General features: G+C 42.1%; 13 protein-coding genes and 1 other annotated feature (1 of these 14 running past the window's edge). Of the genes, 12 read left to right on the forward strand and 1 reads right to left on the reverse strand.

Annotated elements, in window-relative coordinates:
• Position 1 precedes the first annotated feature (1 nt).
• The 10 genes from ELZ47_RS04220 (at position 2) to ELZ47_RS04265 (ending at position 14,520) form a co-directional block, all read left to right on the forward strand.
• The gene (locus ELZ47_RS04220) at positions 2-2,983 is read left to right on the forward strand and encodes a rhamnan synthesis F family protein (protein WP_125331740.1); all 2,982 of its coding nucleotides are present in this window, start codon (positions 2-4) and stop codon (positions 2,981-2,983) included.
• Positions 2,970-4,277 (forward strand): DUF2142 domain-containing protein, encoded by a 1,308-nt coding sequence (locus tag ELZ47_RS04225; protein WP_125331738.1) that lies wholly within the window; start codon positions 2,970-2,972, stop codon positions 4,275-4,277. Before ELZ47_RS04220 ends, ELZ47_RS04225 begins: the two co-directional genes overlap by 14 nt.
• A 3-nt stretch (positions 4,278-4,280) precedes the next feature.
• Entirely contained in the window at positions 4,281-5,528 is a 1,248-nt protein-coding gene (locus tag ELZ47_RS04230) for a glycosyltransferase family 4 protein (protein ID WP_125331736.1), read from the forward strand.
• A gap of 113 nt (positions 5,529-5,641) precedes the next feature.
• Positions 5,642-6,790, forward strand: a complete 1,149-nt coding sequence (gene cps2T, locus ELZ47_RS04235) for a beta 1-4 rhamnosyltransferase Cps2T (RefSeq protein ID WP_125331734.1) — start codon at positions 5,642-5,644, stop codon at positions 6,788-6,790.
• Entirely contained in the window at positions 6,787-7,722 is a 936-nt protein-coding gene (locus tag ELZ47_RS04240; RefSeq protein WP_126435339.1) for a glycosyltransferase family 2 protein, read from the forward strand. Before cps2T ends, ELZ47_RS04240 begins: the two co-directional genes overlap by 4 nt.
• Before the next feature lie 5 nt (positions 7,723-7,727).
• Complete coding sequence (locus tag ELZ47_RS04245) at positions 7,728-8,534, forward strand: ABC transporter permease (RefSeq protein ID WP_126435341.1); 807 nt, start codon at positions 7,728-7,730, stop codon at positions 8,532-8,534.
• The gene (locus ELZ47_RS04250) at positions 8,534-9,739 is read left to right on the forward strand and encodes an ABC transporter ATP-binding protein (protein WP_126435343.1); all 1,206 of its coding nucleotides are present in this window, start codon (positions 8,534-8,536) and stop codon (positions 9,737-9,739) included. Before ELZ47_RS04245 ends, ELZ47_RS04250 begins: the two co-directional genes overlap by 1 nt.
• Before the next feature lie 16 nt (positions 9,740-9,755).
• A complete protein-coding gene (locus tag ELZ47_RS04255; protein WP_125331726.1) occupies positions 9,756-11,426 on the forward strand; it encodes a rhamnan synthesis F family protein in 1,671 nt (556 codons plus the stop codon).
• Between the two features lie 57 nt (positions 11,427-11,483).
• Positions 11,484-13,952, forward strand: coding sequence for an LTA synthase family protein (locus ELZ47_RS04260; RefSeq protein WP_126435344.1), 2,469 nt, complete (start codon positions 11,484-11,486; stop codon positions 13,950-13,952).
• Between the two features lie 79 nt (positions 13,953-14,031).
• Positions 14,032-14,520, forward strand: a complete 489-nt coding sequence (locus ELZ47_RS04265) for an EbsA family protein (RefSeq protein WP_125331722.1) — start codon at positions 14,032-14,034, stop codon at positions 14,518-14,520.
• Here ELZ47_RS04265 and ELZ47_RS04270 read toward each other — a convergent pair.
• The gene (locus tag ELZ47_RS04270; protein ID WP_295345912.1) at positions 14,517-14,714 is read right to left on the reverse strand and encodes a ferredoxin; all 198 of its coding nucleotides are present in this window, start codon (positions 14,712-14,714) and stop codon (positions 14,517-14,519) included. The two genes, ELZ47_RS04265 and ELZ47_RS04270, sit on opposite strands and share 4 nt — an antisense overlap.
• A gap of 45 nt (positions 14,715-14,759) precedes the next feature.
• On the opposite strand from ELZ47_RS04270, the gene ELZ47_RS04275 reads away from it, so the two are divergent.
• Both ELZ47_RS04275 and cmk read left to right on the forward strand, forming a co-directional pair.
• A complete protein-coding gene (locus ELZ47_RS04275) occupies positions 14,760-15,197 on the forward strand; it encodes an SAG1386/EF1546 family surface-associated protein (RefSeq protein WP_125331720.1) in 438 nt (145 codons plus the stop codon).
• Between the two features lie 9 nt (positions 15,198-15,206).
• Positions 15,207-15,884, forward strand: coding sequence for a (d)CMP kinase (gene cmk / locus ELZ47_RS04280; protein WP_125331718.1), 678 nt, complete (start codon positions 15,207-15,209; stop codon positions 15,882-15,884).
• Between the two features lie 26 nt (positions 15,885-15,910).
• Positions 15,911-15,925 (forward strand) — a sequence feature (ribosomal protein L20 leader region) (it continues 116 nt past the right edge of the window).

The raw sequence follows: 15,925 nt of genomic DNA on the forward strand, positions 1-15,925 counted from the left end.
TATGAAAGATTTAATATCTGTTGTTGTAACTTGTTACAACCATCAAGATTATATTGAACAGTGTTTGCGCAGTATTTTTGCTCAGACCTATCGAAATATTGAGTTACTGGTACTGGATGATGGCTCCTCTGATCATTCTGCTGAAATCATAGAGGCTGTCTTGGCGGATTCCCCTTTTCCGACGAGGTTTGAAAGCCATGAAAATATGGGGGTTGTTAAGACAAGAAACAAGGCTTTGCAGCAAATTCAAGGCACTTATTTTATTTTTGTGGATAGTGACGATTTTCTGGATTCGGACTATATTGAGAGCTTCTACACAAGCATGGTGCAAGAGGAGGCAGATATTGTCTATTGTGATTTGTATGACCCTGATAAAAAGGAAGTTTACCTTAAATCACGGCCCTATGACAAGCTAGCTTTCTTAACGGAGAATTATATTTCAAACTGTTCCCTCATTCGTCGTTCGGTTGCTGATGGTATTTATTATGATGAAGCGCTGAATCGTGAAAAACTGGAGGACTATGATTTTCTTTTAAACTTAATTATCAATCAAGGCGCGAAACCAGTTTATGATGCAAAAACAAAGCTGAATTACCGGGTCTTTGATAAGGAGTCAATCTCTAAACGGGATTCTACGAGATATCATTACGAAATGTATCTGAAAATCCTGCGTAAGTATGTGAGACAGATACCAGATGATATTTACCAAGCTCTGGGCAAGAACATATTTACACTGGAAGGTCGTTTGGATGAGCTGATTCAGCATATGGATAAAGTGAGCGACTATGTTCTTGAACTGCAGGAGGATCAGCGGCTATTACATAAAAATCTAGATTCCTTGAAATCCAGACTGAGAACGATAAAAGAACAGCGAGATGATGCTATTCAGGAGCAGTTTCGTATTCGCCGATCTATTTCCTACCGATTGGGAAATGGCTTGATTACGCCATTGAAACGTCTGGCTCGATTAGTCAAAAATCCTCGCAGCATCAAAGTTGTTTTAAGTCGGATTAAGCAACAGCTGGTTCGTCTAAAACGTAACGCTAAGTCTCCTAAGGTTTATTACTATCAAAGGCTGCGGAATTCTCAAAGGGAAAAAGCTTTAGCTTCAGTTTCAAGTGGCGAAAAAGTCTTAGTCTATGTCATTTTTGAATCCGAGCCACGCTTGCAGCAGTATAAGACTATCTTTTTAGAAAAGTTAGCAGCTTTGGCTGATAAGACTCTCATCGTCGTTAACGGCGGACTGGCTGAAGAGGATTTAGAAACTTTAGAGCAGTATGGGCAAGTCTTGGTGCGGGATAATAGTGGCTATGATACGGCAGCTTTTCGTGAAGGCATTCTTTCCTTAGGAAAGGAAACGCTGCAGCATTGTTCTCAGCTGATGCTCGTCAATGACACCAATATCGGACCTATGAGTGATTTGGCGGCTGTCTTTCAAACCATGGCTGGCAGAAATCTTGACTTTTGGGGAATTTCCTTTGGAGAAACCCAGGAAGATATCACTGGATTTAACCGCTATGGCTACATTCCCAATCACCTACAGTCTTATTTTTTGGTGATTGAACCTTTGCTGCTTCAGTCCGAAGAATTCTACGACTATTGGCAAGTGCTGACTGACACGGATTCAAGGGAAGAGGCTATCGGAAAACATGAAACGACTTTTACAAAGTACTTTGCTGACTTGGGCTATCGTTACGATGCCTTGGTTCACGAAAATCGGGATTCGGCTATGTATATTCATCCATTAAGGATGTTAAAGGCCGGTAGTCCTCTGATTAAGTATACTTCTTTGAAGAATTATGATGATCAGCAGTTTTTATGGCAAGGTCTGGAAAGAGAGTCGGAAGTCCCTGATTTGTTGGATTATGTCCGGGAGAAGACAGACTACCCAGTGGAGATTCTTGAGAACATCGTTCAAAAATTCAAAGATGTGCCTCGTGATCAATATATTCTCATCATTGACGGTGTAGAGAACATCATTCCGCAGTGTACGCGCTACCGTGTGCTCAATAAGGCAGAGCAGCTTAGAAAGAATGGCTTTGCTGTGAAAGTGGTTAATGCGTCTGAGTTTAGTCTGGCTCAGGCCCAGTATGCCAGCCACATCATTATCTACCGCGCTCCTTGGTCCGCCCAGCTCCAGATTTTATGTGATTTGGCTCGGGAGGAGCATAAGCCAGTCTATTTTGATATTGATGATTTGGTCTTTGATACCCTTTATACGGACCAGCTGAGCTATACACAGGGCTTATCTGAGAAGGAAAAGGGCAATTACGATGCTGGAGTGAAGAATTATGGGAAAATGCTGGCGGCTTGTGATGGGGCGATTACCTCCACGACTCAGTTAAAAGAGGAATTGCTCAAATACAAGGACTCAGTCCTACTGAATCGTAATCTGGCGTCCAGCGAATTGATTGCGGTTAGCTCGCAGTTTTTGAAGGAAGACTTTGGTGCAGACGACAGAATCAAAATCGGTTATTTCTCTGGCTCCATCAGCCACAATGAAAATTTTGAGCTCATCAAGCCGGCTATCAAAGAAGTCCTGGACAACTACCCAACTGTGGAGCTTCATATTGTAGGGCACTTGGATATCCCGCAGGATATGAAGCAATATACCCAGCGTATTGTCGTCCATGAGTATGTGGACTGGAAGACCTTGCCTCAGTTGATTGGTCAGGTTGATATTAATCTGGCTCCACTGGTTGACTCAGTCTTTAATCGGGCCAAGTCAGAAATCAAGTGGATAGAAGCAGCTCTAGTCAAGGTGCCAACGATTGCCAGTCATATCGGTGCTTTTTCTGATATGATGATTGACGGTCAGACGGGACTTTTGGTTAAAGATAGTGAATGGAAAGAAAAGCTGAAAAGCCTGATTCTTTCTGCGGATTTACGCAGAGAACTAGCTGAGAACGCCTACGCTTTTGTATTAGAAAATTGCAGTTTAGATAAAAAAGATGAAATGGTGACTTATTTTGAAAAGAAATAAAGAAGTAAAAGTCGAGAATATTTTCCTATTATTGGCAAGTATCTTTGTCTTGACTTTTATGATTGCACAGCCGATTAATCGGGTGCCTGATGAGACAAATCACGCTCGTATGACATGGGAGATCTTCCATAAACCGACCAGTCGAACATATAAATGGATGGACAAAATCCCCTCCACACCGAATGTTTCTCCGGCAGAGTACAAGCAGCTGTTCTCAGAGAAGATAGATCTGGCGCAAGAAGAGTTTACCTTTGGCTTTAATCTCAAGGCTATCTCTTTCCTGCCTCAGCTGCTAGGTATGACCTTGGGAAGCTTGCTTTATCCGTCAGTAGGCTTCATCATGATGCTGGGGCGGCTCTTTAATGCTTTGGCATATATCTTCGGGGTTTATCTGCTGATTAAATACTTCAAATATGGCAAAAAAGCTCTACTTTTCCTATCTCTTTTGCCTATTATGGTCCAGCAGGCTGCTTCTCTCTCTTACGATGTGATGAACTACCTGGAAATTATGTTGGCGATTGGCTTTTTGACCAATATTGCCTACTATAAGAAATTTACCAATAGAAATCTACTAGAGCTTTTGGTAATTTCTATAGGCCTCTTTGTCACCAAACCGAATAATGTCCTTTTATTAGGCTTGGTGCCTTTTGTTGATTTTGAGTTTGAAGGATTCCTTGCGGTTCTGAACAAGCCTTTTGTTGCAACCAAAGCTTTTGTAGCTCGTTATCGCATTATATTTTATATACTTGGCTTTGCAGCTTTCTTTCTTGCCCTGCATTTGGCTTTTCGCAATCAGGGTGGGCTCTTGTACTATGGCCAAGTTTTGCTGAATACGCTCTTTAAGCAAAGTGCTAATGGTGACTTGAATACCATTTTGACAATCGGTATGTTTGGCTTTTTGGGGAATTTTACTATCCAGCTGCCGCTTTGGCTGATTTTTATAGATGTGGCAGTTTTGGCGCTTATCTTTTTGCAGTCGCAGAAAGATTTTATGACCAAGGGCTACACAGTCATGTCGCGTTATCTGTTTCTGGTTCAAGTGATTGCTGTTGTGTCGATTATGTATCTGCAGTGGACGCCCATCGTCCTAGGTAAAGGTGCCATGATATCGGTTGGTGCTCAGGGACGTTATTTTACCCCCTTCTTGATTTTACTGTTACCAACTGTTGCTAATCTAGGAACCTTGGACATTAAAGACAGAGTGGTGAATCGAATGATGGTTGGGACTCTGGTAGCTAACTTCTTGGTTTCCCTCTACTTGATGGTGCCCTTTTATTGGAATGTATTAGGATAAGCTATGAAAAAAAAAATATTATTTATTTCGCCGACGGGAACGCTAGATAATGGAGCTGAAATCTCTATTGTCAATTTAATGGAATACTTGGTCCAGACGGGCCATCAGCTTATCAATGCGATTCCGGATTATCATGTAGCCGTTCAGCAGGACTATATATCCAGCTTGGCAGCCTTGGGTGTTGAGACTATAGCCTTGCCGTCAGTTAAATGGTGGTGGGAGGATGCGCCAGGTGGCCTGCCAGGTAGTCCTGAGTCTAGAGCTCGCTCTTATCAAGAAAATACCTCAGCGCTCAGAAAGATACTAACGGAGCGAAAGATTGATTTGGTTGTCACCAATACGGTCAATATGTTTCAAGGAGCAGTGGCAGCTGCCTGCGAGAATGTTCCGCATTTCTGGCTGATTCATGAATTTCCTGACGGAGAGTTTGGTTACTATAAGGAAAAGCTAGATTTTATCAGTGATTACTCGCAGGAAATATTTGCAGTTAGAGGTGCCTTGCAGAGACAGCTGCAGGATCTGCTGCCAGACAGAAAAGTCTTGTCTTTTGCTCCTTTTACGAAAATTCAGCCTACTGATACAGAAGAAAAGGATGGAGCCGAAAGGCGTATTGTGTCAGTTGGACGTTTGACAGAGCGGAAAAATCAATTAGAATTGATAAAAGCATATAACCAGCTATCTCAGCCAAAACCTGCCTTAGTTTTTATAGGTGCCTGGGATGAGGATTACAGAAAAAAATGTGATGCTTATATTTCTGAACATCAAATAGAAAATATTAGTTTCTTGGGGCACAAGGACAATCCTTGGGCAGAGGTGACGGAAGCAGATCTTGCGGTATTTCCATCTGCGATGGAAACCTTTGGCTTAGTCTATATTGAAGCGATTATGAATGGCCTTCCGACCATTTTGTCGGACAATCCTGGTCATCTATCCGCCTATGAAATCTTTGAAGAAGGTCAGCTGTATTCATCTGGCAATATTGAGGAGTTGGCTGATAAGATAAACATTGCCTTGGCAAACTTTGAGAGATTAAAAGACCAGTCGGTGGCTAATCTCGGTAAAATCCAAGAGCGCTACACAGTTCAGAGTGTTTACCAAAACTTATTGGATAAGATTGAAAACACTGAAATGTACAAGCCTAACTCCTTGCGCCATGTCAAATGCTTATTGGATAAAAATTTACCTTCTCAACCAGCAGGCTCTTTCTTACGCAAAGTGAAAAATAAGTTGCTTTCCGGCAGAAGAGGTTAAAGAAAGAAAAGGACAAGTGCAGCCGTGGCTCTACCTGTCCTTTTTGTATTATACAAACACACTAGAAAGTGGTATAATAGAATGGATTGTAAAATCTTGAATTGAGGGAAATCATGAAACATGTCTTCATCATCGGGAGTCGGGGACTTCCTGCCAAATATGGAGGATTTGAAACCTTTGTCGAAAAATTGACAGAGCATCAAATCTCTTCTCAAATCCAATATCATGTGGCTTGCTTATCAGATGATGAAGCTTTTCATCATTTTGACTACAAGGGAGTAGACTGTTTTACAGTCAAGCCACCTAAGCTTGGTCCGGCCCGCGTAATTGCCTATGATATGATGGCTGTCTCCTACGCCCTCAAGTTTGCTAAGAAAGAGCAGATTGAGCAGCCAATTTTTTACATTCTTGGAAATACGATTGGTGCTTTTATCCTTCCCTTTGCTCGTCGTATCCATCAGGCAGGCGGTCAATTCTTTATCAATCCTGACGGGTTGGAGTGGAAGCGGGCCAAGTGGTCTAAGCCAGTCCAAGCCTATCTCAAGTATTCTGAGAAGGTCATGACCAAGCATGCGGACCTAGTTATCGCAGACAACCAAGGCATCGAAAGCTATATTCAAAAAGCTTATCCTTGGTCTAAAACGACCTGTATCGCTTATGGAACCGACGTTTATCTGTCTAATCTGACGGAAAATGAAGGCAAGGTCAGGGTCTTCTTTGAAAAGTGGGCCAGTAAGGAAAAAGACTATTACCTCATTGTCGGACGCTTCGTTCCAGAAAACAACTATGAAACCATCATTCAAGAATTTATGAAATCCAAAACCCAACGTGACTTGCTGATTATCTGCAATCATGAGGGCAATCCCTATTTTGAAGAGCTTAAGCAGAAAACGGGCTTTGACCGTGATTCTCGCATTAAGTTTGTTGGGACGGTTTATGACCAGAATCTGCTCAAATATATCCGTAATCATGCTTTTGCATACATACATGGACATGAGGTTGGCGGGACTAATCCGGGACTCTTGGAAGCTCTGGCTCAGACAGATGCCAATCTGGTGCTGGATGTGGACTTTAACCGTAAGGTGGCAAAAGAAACGGCTCTCTACTGGCAAAAAGAACCCGGCCAGTTGGCCCAGCTGATTGACCGAGTAGATGCTCAGACAAACTTTGCGGAGCTAGGTCAAGCCGCCAAAGAAAATATGAAAGAAAACTACACCTGGGAAAAAATTGTGGGTGAATACGAGGATTTATTTTTATCATGAAAGTGACCATTCTTCTGTCCACCTATAATGGGGAACAGTTTCTGGCCGAGCAGATTAATAGTATTCAAGAGCAGACATATAGGGACTGGCAGCTGCTGATTCGCGATGATGGCTCTACAGATGGGACGCGGGCTGTCATCGAAGACTTTTGCCGCAAGGATGACCGCATTTCCTTTATCAATCGGGAAAATCCACAAAATCTAGGTGTCATTCAAAGTTTTCATAGCCTGCTTCAATACCAAGATTCGGATTTCTATCTCTTTAGTGACCAAGATGACGTTTGGCTGCCAGACAAGATTGCCATGCAATTGGCTGAGGCAGACAAATATGATAGCAGTCTGCCCTTGCTGGTTTATACTGACTTGAAGGTCGTAGATCAAGAGCTACAGGTCGTTCACGAAAGCATGATTCGCACTCAGTCGGATCACGCTAATACAGAACTAGTCCAAGAGCTGACGGAGAATACGGTAACGGGCGGTGTTTCTATGATTAATCGCGCCTTGGCCCAACTTTGGACTGGGAAGGAAGAGCATGAACTGCTCATGCACGATTGGTATCTGGGCTTGCTGGCTGCGACTTTTGGCAATCTAGTCTATATTGACAAGCCGGGTGAGCTCTATCGCCAGCATTCGAATAATGTGCTAGGAGCTCGAACGCTCAGAAAACGCGTAAAAAACTGGGTGCGTCCCCATGTTCTTTTCGCCAAATATTGGAAATTGATAAAAGACAGTCAGACTCAGGCCAGAAATTTGCTGGTCCTGCCGCTTACTGCTGAAAATAGAGAGTTAATTGAGAACTTTGTGACCATTATGGAGATGCCTTTTAAGGAGCGCTGGCGTAGGATTCTCCGATATGGTTACCGTAAAAACCGCACTTTTCATACCCTTGTTTTTACGATCCTCATTCTCACAAAGTTTGCTTATAAGGAGTAATATTCATGGATTTTTTTAGTAAAAAAAATCGTATTCTTTTGAAAGAATTAATCAAGACGGATTTTAAGTTGCGTTATCAAGGGTCCTTGGTCGGCTATCTCTGGTCGATTTTGAAGCCATTGATGATGTTTACCATCATGTATCTGGTCTTTGTCCGCTTTTTGCGCTTTGATGACGGCACACCCCACTATACAGTAGGACTCTTGCTGGGGATGGTCTTCTGGTCTTTCTTTACCGAAGCTACCAATATGGGCATGCTTTCCATCGTTTCTCGGGGAGATTTGCTGCGTAAATTGAACTTTCCAAAGCATACCATCGTCTTTTCATCAGTTCTTGGAGCAGCTATCAATTTCCTGATTAATCTGGTCGTTGTTTTCCTCTTCGCCTTGATTAATCAGGTGAAATTCGGCTTGCATACGCTGGTTATTATTCCTCTTTTTCTGGAGGTATTGGTCTTGGCAATGGGCTGCGCCCTTATGCTGTCTTCCTTGTTTGTAAAGTATCGGGATATTGGACCGATTTGGGAAGTGGCTCTTCAGGCTGGAATGTACGCCAGCCCCATTATCTACTCTCTGACCTTTCTTTTGCAGCGTAAGCAATTCTTTGTAGCTAAAATTATGATGCTCAATCCGATTGCTCAGATGCTGCAGGATATGCGCCATTTCATCGTTTCTCCTGTCAATGTCAGAGGCTGGGACATCGTGAATAACAAACTAATCGCCCTCATTCCCTACTTGATTCCTTTTGTGATATTGGCTCTAGGTTTGTTCTTCTTTAATAAAAATGCTAAGAGATTTACGGAGATTTTATAATGTCAAATAATATTGCAGTAAAAGTCGACCATGTAAGTAAATTCTTTCGATTGCCTACTGAGGCTACTCAGAGTTTGAGAACCAGTTTGGTCAATCGTTTTAAGGGGATCAAAGGCTACAAAGAACAGCATGTTTTGAAAGATATTTCCTTTGAAGTTGAAAAAGGGGACTTCTACGGGATTGTCGGCCGCAATGGCTCTGGTAAGTCTACCCTCCTGAAAATTATCTCTGAGATTTATATTCCGGAGAAGGGCAAGGTAACTATTGACGGTAAGTTGGTTTCCTTTATTGAGCTAGGTGTCGGTTTCAATCCAGAACTAACTGGTCGCGAAAATGTCTATATGAATGGTGCCATGCTGGGATTCTCAACAGAAGAAGTAGATGCCATGTACGATGATATTGTGGAGTTTGCTGAGCTGGGCGAGTTTATGAACCAAAAGCTCAAGAACTACTCCAGCGGTATGCAAGTGCGTCTGGCCTTTTCTGTGGCCATCAAGGCTCAGGGTGATATTCTGATTTTGGATGAGGTCTTGGCTGTCGGCGACGAAGCCTTTCAGCGTAAGTGTAATGACTACTTCAAAGATCGTAAGGAGTCGGGCAAGACGACCATTCTCGTGACCCATGATATGGGAGCTGTTAAAAAGTATTGTAACAAGGCTGTCTTGATTGAAAATGGCTTGGTCAAAGCTATCGGTAATCCAGATGATGTGGCCAACCAGTACAGTCTGGACAATGCGACTGAAACAAAAGCCATGAACGAAGGTTTCCAGGTTGAGAATGCAGCGGTTTCTGATTTGAAGGTTAAGCTCTTGCATTCGCCTCAGATTTCACCTGAACAAGAGATTGAATTTGAAATTTCTTATCAGGTAAATCAAGACCTTCCGACCTATGTTTCCTTTTCATTGACAGATATCGATCGAACTATCTGGCTTTACAATGATAATTCCATGGATCAGCCAACAGAAGGACCTGGACAGAAGCGTTTGACTTACAAGTGCCATGTGTCACAGATAAATAACGCTAAGTTAAAACTGCAGGTTTCGGTGCGGGATCAGGAAGAACAGATTTTAGCCTTTGCAGACTCTCAGAACAACCCAGTTATCTTAGTCAATCGTAAGGATATTAAGGATGACGATGTCTCTGCTAAGGATTCTGCTACTGGCTTAATCCAGCGTAATGGCAGTTGGAAGATTTCTCAATCATAAAGAATAAGGTATTTTCATGGAACGAATATTACTCTATGTTCATTTCAATAAATGCAATCATATAAGCGGTCATGTCTTCTACCAGTTGGAGCAGCTCAAGCCGCTTTTTTCTAAGATTATTTTTATTTCAAATAGTCCTTTGAGCAATGAGGACAAATGCCGGCTGAGAGAAGACTTGGGCATTTCTGACTTGCTTGAGCGGGATAATCGAGGCTTTGATTTTGCAGCCTGGCGTGATGGCATGAACTGGCTGGGTTTTGACACTTTGCAGAACTCAGACTCTCTGACTCTCATGAACGACACTTGCTTTGGTCCGCTATGGGATTTAGAGCCGATTTATCAGCGCTTTGAAGCGGATTCTCAAGTCGATTTTTGGGGAATGACTAATTTTCGCAAGACCAGGTACTTTGAAGAACACCTGCAGAGCTACTTTGTGACCTTTAAGCAGTCAGTTCTCAAAGACAAGGCTTTCCATGAATTTTGGTCTCAGGTAGAAGATTTTACTGACGTTCAAGATGTGATAGACCATTACGAAACCCAGTTTACCAAGCGCTTTGTAGAGGCAGGATTCAGATATCAAGCTCTTTTTGATACCCGTCAGGAAGAAGTGGGAGAATTGGTCCATCCAGACTTTTCATACTATAAGCCACTTAGGATTCTGGAAGCGAAGGTCCCTTTTCTAAAGGTCAAGGCTCTTACGGGCAATCCTTTTTTGGCTAGGTATTTGCTGGAAGAACTTGAAACCAACTCATCCTATCCGACTTCGCTTATTAGGGAACATCTTTTCTATCATTTTGGTCCGGACCTTCCTTGTTTGCTAGTGGACAAGTATTTGTCCCAGTCAACTTCGAACTATCGTACAGATCAGCCTGTCCTCCTGCATATTCATGTAACGGATTTTCCTATTTTTCAGCAGTATCAGGACAAGCTATTCTCTCTCTCGTCTCAGTATCAGTATTTAGTGACAACAAATCAGCCAGAAGTGCGGAAGCAGCTGCAGATAGCGCTGGCTCATCTGGGCAATAAAGTACAGATTATCCTAAGTCAGAAATCTCATGCCTTTCTTGCCATGCTGGAGCAGAAGGAAATTCTGCAAAACTATGCTTATATCGGCCATCTATCTACTCATAGGTTGGTGGAGAATCAGGCAGTTTTTGACCAAACCATGCGCTCTGATTTGATAAATATGATGGTGGATTATGCGGATGCAAGTATAGAAGCGTTGGAGCAGGAGTCTGCTGTAGGGCTTGTTATTCCGGATTTGCCGCGCCTAGTCAGAGACGGCTTGTTTGAGTCAGAACTGCCGCGTCTAAGGCTGGCTGCTATCTGGCAGGAAGCTAGTTTGCATAAGTCTTTTGACTTGATGACCGCCCCTTCTCTGACGAGAGTCTATGGCGGTTTCTTATGGTTCAAATATTCTGCTTTGGCTAGTGTGTTCCAGATGAAAAGCTTAGAAAGTTTGCCATCCTCTGATCAGGAGCTGTCTGATGTTTTAGAGCATTTATTGGTCTATATAGCTTGGGACAATCATTATGATTTCAAGATTATGCCCTTATCTTCCCTCCCCCCTTTACTGGACTGGCAGAGGAAAAGGGAAGAGTTGACCGAGCAAAAAGAAACATTAAGTCAGAAAAATTTATCTCAAAAGATACGAAATCGTTTGTCCAATCTTTTAAAGAAAAAGTGAGATTCTTGATTCACAAAAAATTTCGCTAGAGAATATAACTATTTACCAGAAAGAAAAATGAAATTTTTACTCAAACACTATAAGCAGTTCTCATACTTACTGATTAGTTTTTTACTTTTAGATACAGTCGCTGTTACGACGGTTTTATTGTTGGAGGAAGGCGAAAATTTGCGGAATTATCCAGCCTTGTGGCTGACCTTTCTGATGCTGCTCCCTCTTTTGTTTGGCTTGGGTAAGCTCTTGTCTCAGCTCTTCAGCAAAGGATTCTTTATATGGTCAGCTATTATTTACGCTCTCTATACGGGATTTTCTTACTTACTGACAGTAACGCAGCATGTCAATGATTTTGAGTTCAAAGCAGATCAAGTGTTTAGCAATCATTTTTGGCAGTTTAACTCCCTACCTGGCTTGCTTTTGATTTTCTTATTTGCTTATATTTTTATTCATTTTCCAAAGCTTAAAAAACGCTTTCCAGGTAAGTTCTTGCAAGTTACTAAGAAAAATAGAGAGGTACTAGAAAATCTTTTTCTGTCCCAGATTTTCCTCTTCCTCTCTTTGATGGATGATAAGATGCCGGAATTGCTACATCACCAGAGCTATTTAGTGAATTTCCTTGAGGAAGGCAAGTTGGAAATAACGCAGAACTTTATGCTAACTTTCCTCTGCCTTATCGCACTTATCTTTATCCTGCTTTCTCTCCCAAGCTTTCTAGCTGTTAAGGGATTGCGCGATCTCGCTCAAAATAAAGCCAGTGTTTCTGTTGCTTTTGTGTTGAGTACAGTGTTTGCTCTTGTCTTTAATTACACCATTCAAAATACTATCCGTGGAGATGTAGTTGTTTTAGAGAGGTACCTTTTCACTGGAGCCAGTCTTTTTCAAATCATTGTCTTTTTCATGATTTTTATGGCTCTTTACCTGATTTTCAATCATTTTCTCCTGCCAACCATGCTGATAACAGCCTTAGTGGTGATTGCCACCATAGCTAGCAGTCTGAAATTCCAGTATCGCCAAGAGCCAATTTTGCCTAGCGATATGGTCTGGCTGAGAAATCCTAAGACCCTCTTTGACTTTCTCGGAGGCAATTATGGATTATATGCTTTCTTGGGACTGGCTGCTCTAGGCGCTTTCTATTGGTATTTGCGCAAGAAAATCTTGCCAGGAAAGCTCATTACCGTTCTTAAATACCAGCTCCTCTTGCTAGTCCTGCCCCTGGTCTTTTTCTTGGGAGTCATGGATATATTTGCCACTAAAAAGAATGGTAAAATAGTAGAGAATATTCCAGTTATTTCGGTCTTGAATAATTACCATGACCTGACTTGGATGGGAAATACTGTCAATTCACAGCTGCGCTCCCTTTCCTTTGTCTGGTTTTCACAGATGTCCGATACAACCATGATCGAACCGCGTGGCTATTCCAAAGCAAAGATTCAAGAGATAGAAAAGAAATACAAGGGGATTGCTGAAGATATTAACAAAGAGCGCCAGAATAAAATCGAAGATCAAACGGTAATTTACCTCCTGAGTGAAAGCTTTTCTGACCCTGCTCGGGTTGACGGTGTAACTATGTCTGAGAATCCAATTCCTTATATCCAGGAAGTTAAAACTCGCACCACTAGTGGACTTATGAAGTCAGACGGCTATGGTGGAGGAACGGCCAACATGGAATTTCAAACCCTGACTGGTTTGCCTTTTTATAATCTGTCTCCATCTATTTCGGTTCTCTATACTGAAATTGTCCCGAGGATGAATAGATTCCCTTCCATTAGTGATGCTTATTCATCTAAGAATCGAACAGTAATCCATCTGGCTTCTCCTAGCAATTATGCCAGAAATGTCATTTACCAGGATTTGGGATTTGATACCTTTATTCACTATGGTACCAAAGGCTTGAAAGGTGATAATATAGGTGGTAATTACAGCGATCAAACGACTTATAATCAAGTCTTGGAGCATTTGAATGGCAAGCAGGGACAGTTTTTCTCTGTCATGACCATGCAGAACCACATGCCTTGGAGTGAGCCCAATCCTGTCTACATGTCTGCCAGCTATCCTGACTTTAGCAAGGAAGGGAACGAATCTCTTTCCAGCTATGTCAGAATGCTTTACCATACAGATCAGGCGACCAAGGATTTTCTTGAGAAGCTTTCAAAGGTAGATAAAAAGGTAACAGTCGTCTTTTATGGCGATCATCTGCCAGGTCTCTATCCTCAGTCAGCCTTTAAAGAAGATCCAGAAAGCCAATATCTGACAGATTATTTCGTTTGGAGCAATTATGAAACTCCTAAACTTGATTATCCAAGAGTCAATTCTAGTGATTTCTCCGCTCTCTTACTGGAGCAGACAAATTCCAAAGTATCACCTTACTATGCTTTATTAACAGAAGTATTGCATAAGGCTAGTGTAGATAAAAAGGAATTGGACGAAGAAGCACAGGAAATAGCAGATGATTTGAAACTGATTGAGTATGATATGGTCAGAGGCAAGGGCTATTTGTCTGATAGCTTCTTTAAGACAGCAAAATCATAAATAAAAAAATAGAATAGGCAAGTCTACCTGTTCTATTTTTTCTTAATTTATGCTAAACTAGTAGTATGGGGGTGTGAGCATGATAAAGATTTTTGGTAAGGTTCGCTATCACTGGCAGCCAGATGTAGCTATCCTGATAATATATTGGTCTTTATCGGTCATTCCGATTTTTGTTGGCCTGGCTTTGATGTATGAAAGCTCACGAGTGCCGACTCTTGTTCTGTTTTCTTTCTTCTTGTTCATGGTTTTGTTGGGAATGGGAGTTCATCGTTATTTTACCATTTATGACGATGGAACCTTGCGAATTATCACAGCTAATCCCTTTACTCCGATAAAGGTCAAGATTTCAGATATTGAAAAAGTCGAAGTGACCAAGACGTCAATTACCTTATATTTTAAAGTGCAGAGCCGCAGCCGGAGTTTTTGTATGCGCAAGTGGCCTAAGAAATATTTTGTCAACGCCCTGGCCCTGAATGAGCATTTTAAGGGTGAGGTAGAATTAGTAGATAATTTTACCCATATTGACTATTTTGAAGCTTACTATGGCAGTCAGTCCAAAAAATCCTAGTCTTTCAAAAGAGCTCGGGTTGGGCAGTTTTTGATGGCTTCCACGACATCGGGATCCTCAGCGATTTCCTTTTCTAGGAGCTGGTCGTCCTGGTAAAATTTGACGATGCCATTGTCATGATAGTCAAAAAGATCTGAGTAGGTTTGACAAAGCCCGCAGGCAATGCACCGTTCGGGAATGAGTGTTACTTTCATACCCATATTGTAATAAGATTTTAAGAAAAACTCAAGGAGGAAGTCATGGAAAAAGAACCATGGGAAGAAGATGTATACGATAACGGAGAAGAAAAGTTGAAACGAACTAAGAAGTTTAGCGCTTTGAATGCAGACCGCTTGTTGACCATATTAACCATTATTTTCTGTATTTTAGTGGTTGCGGTGGTGTGCTTCTTGACCTATCTTTCTACTGGAGGAAGTAATAGACAGACCCAAATGGAAGGTTTCTACGGCACTTCAGCAGCAAGTTCCAGCAGTGAAGCGTCTTCTACAGCAGAGCAGCCAGCGGCAAATACTACAGAATCATCTGAGGGGACTCTGACTGTCCAGCCTGGTGAAGGTGAGGCAGCCATTGCGGCGCGTGCAGGTATTTCCATTGCCAAGCTTGAACAGCTTAACCCTTCTCATATGTCCACTGGTTCTTGGTATGCCAATCCAGGTGACGTTGTGAAGATTGAGTAGGAGTCAGCCATGAAACAGATTCAAATTGCGATTGACGGTCCTGCTTCCAGTGGAAAATCGACCGTAGCCAAGATTATTGCTAAGGATTTTGGCTATACTTATTTAGATACAGGAGCCATGTATCGGGCTGCAACCTATTTGGCTCTGCGGCATCATCTGACGGAAGCAGATGCCACTGAAATTGTAGACTTGCTCAATAATCATTCGGTCAGTTTTGGTCGGGCGGAAGATGGCGAGCAGTTGGTCTTTGTCGGAGATGTAGATGTCACCCACCCAATTCGGGAAAATGAAGTCACCAATAATGTTTCCTGGGTATCTGCCATTCCTCAAGTCCGTGAGAAACTGGTTGCCTTGCAGCAGCAAATTGCAGCTCAGGGAGGGATTGTCATGGATGGCCGTGATATTGGAACGGTTGTCTTGCCTCAGGCTGAGCTCAAGATTTATCTGGTAGCTTCGGTTGAAGAAAGAGCTGAGCGCCGTTACAAGGAAAATCTATCTAAAGGCATTCCAGCTGATTTGGAGAAACTGAAAGAAGAAATTGCAGAGCGGGACTATAAGGACAGTCATCGTGAGGTTTCGCCGTTGAAACCGGCAGACGATGCCATTCATTTTGATACCACGGGTGTTGGCATTTCCGAAGTTGTTGCATTTATCGAAGAAAAAGCGAAAAAAATCATTGACAAATAAAATGAAACTTGGTATGATAGTAGAGTTGAGAAAAGCAGAAG

The sequence above is a fragment of the Streptococcus sanguinis genome, from assembly GCF_900635155.1.
Lineage (GTDB): Bacteria > Bacillota > Bacilli > Lactobacillales > Streptococcaceae > Streptococcus > Streptococcus sanguinis_G.

Coding starts and splice junctions, on each gene's coding strand:
- ELZ47_RS04230 (WP_125331736.1), top strand. CDS start 4,281: ATGAAAAAAAAAATATTATTTATTTCGCCGACGGGAACGCTAGATAAT.
- ELZ47_RS04245 (WP_126435341.1), top strand. CDS start 7,728: ATGGATTTTTTTAGTAAAAAAAATCGTATTCTTTTGAAAGAATTAATC.
- ELZ47_RS04260 (WP_126435344.1), top strand. CDS start 11,484: ATGAAATTTTTACTCAAACACTATAAGCAGTTCTCATACTTACTGATT.
- ELZ47_RS04270 (WP_295345912.1), bottom strand. CDS start 14,714: ATGAAAGTAACACTCATTCCCGAACGGTGCATTGCCTGCGGGCTTTGT.
- cps2T (WP_125331734.1), top strand. CDS start 5,642: ATGAAACATGTCTTCATCATCGGGAGTCGGGGACTTCCTGCCAAATAT.
- ELZ47_RS04255 (WP_125331726.1), top strand. CDS start 9,756: ATGGAACGAATATTACTCTATGTTCATTTCAATAAATGCAATCATATA.
- ELZ47_RS04240 (WP_126435339.1), top strand. CDS start 6,787: ATGAAAGTGACCATTCTTCTGTCCACCTATAATGGGGAACAGTTTCTG.
- ELZ47_RS04250 (WP_126435343.1), top strand. CDS start 8,534: ATGTCAAATAATATTGCAGTAAAAGTCGACCATGTAAGTAAATTCTTT.
- ELZ47_RS04275 (WP_125331720.1), top strand. CDS start 14,760: ATGGAAAAAGAACCATGGGAAGAAGATGTATACGATAACGGAGAAGAA.
- cmk (WP_125331718.1), top strand. CDS start 15,207: ATGAAACAGATTCAAATTGCGATTGACGGTCCTGCTTCCAGTGGAAAA.
- ELZ47_RS04220 (WP_125331740.1), top strand. CDS start 2: ATGAAAGATTTAATATCTGTTGTTGTAACTTGTTACAACCATCAAGAT.
- ELZ47_RS04265 (WP_125331722.1), top strand. CDS start 14,032: ATGATAAAGATTTTTGGTAAGGTTCGCTATCACTGGCAGCCAGATGTA.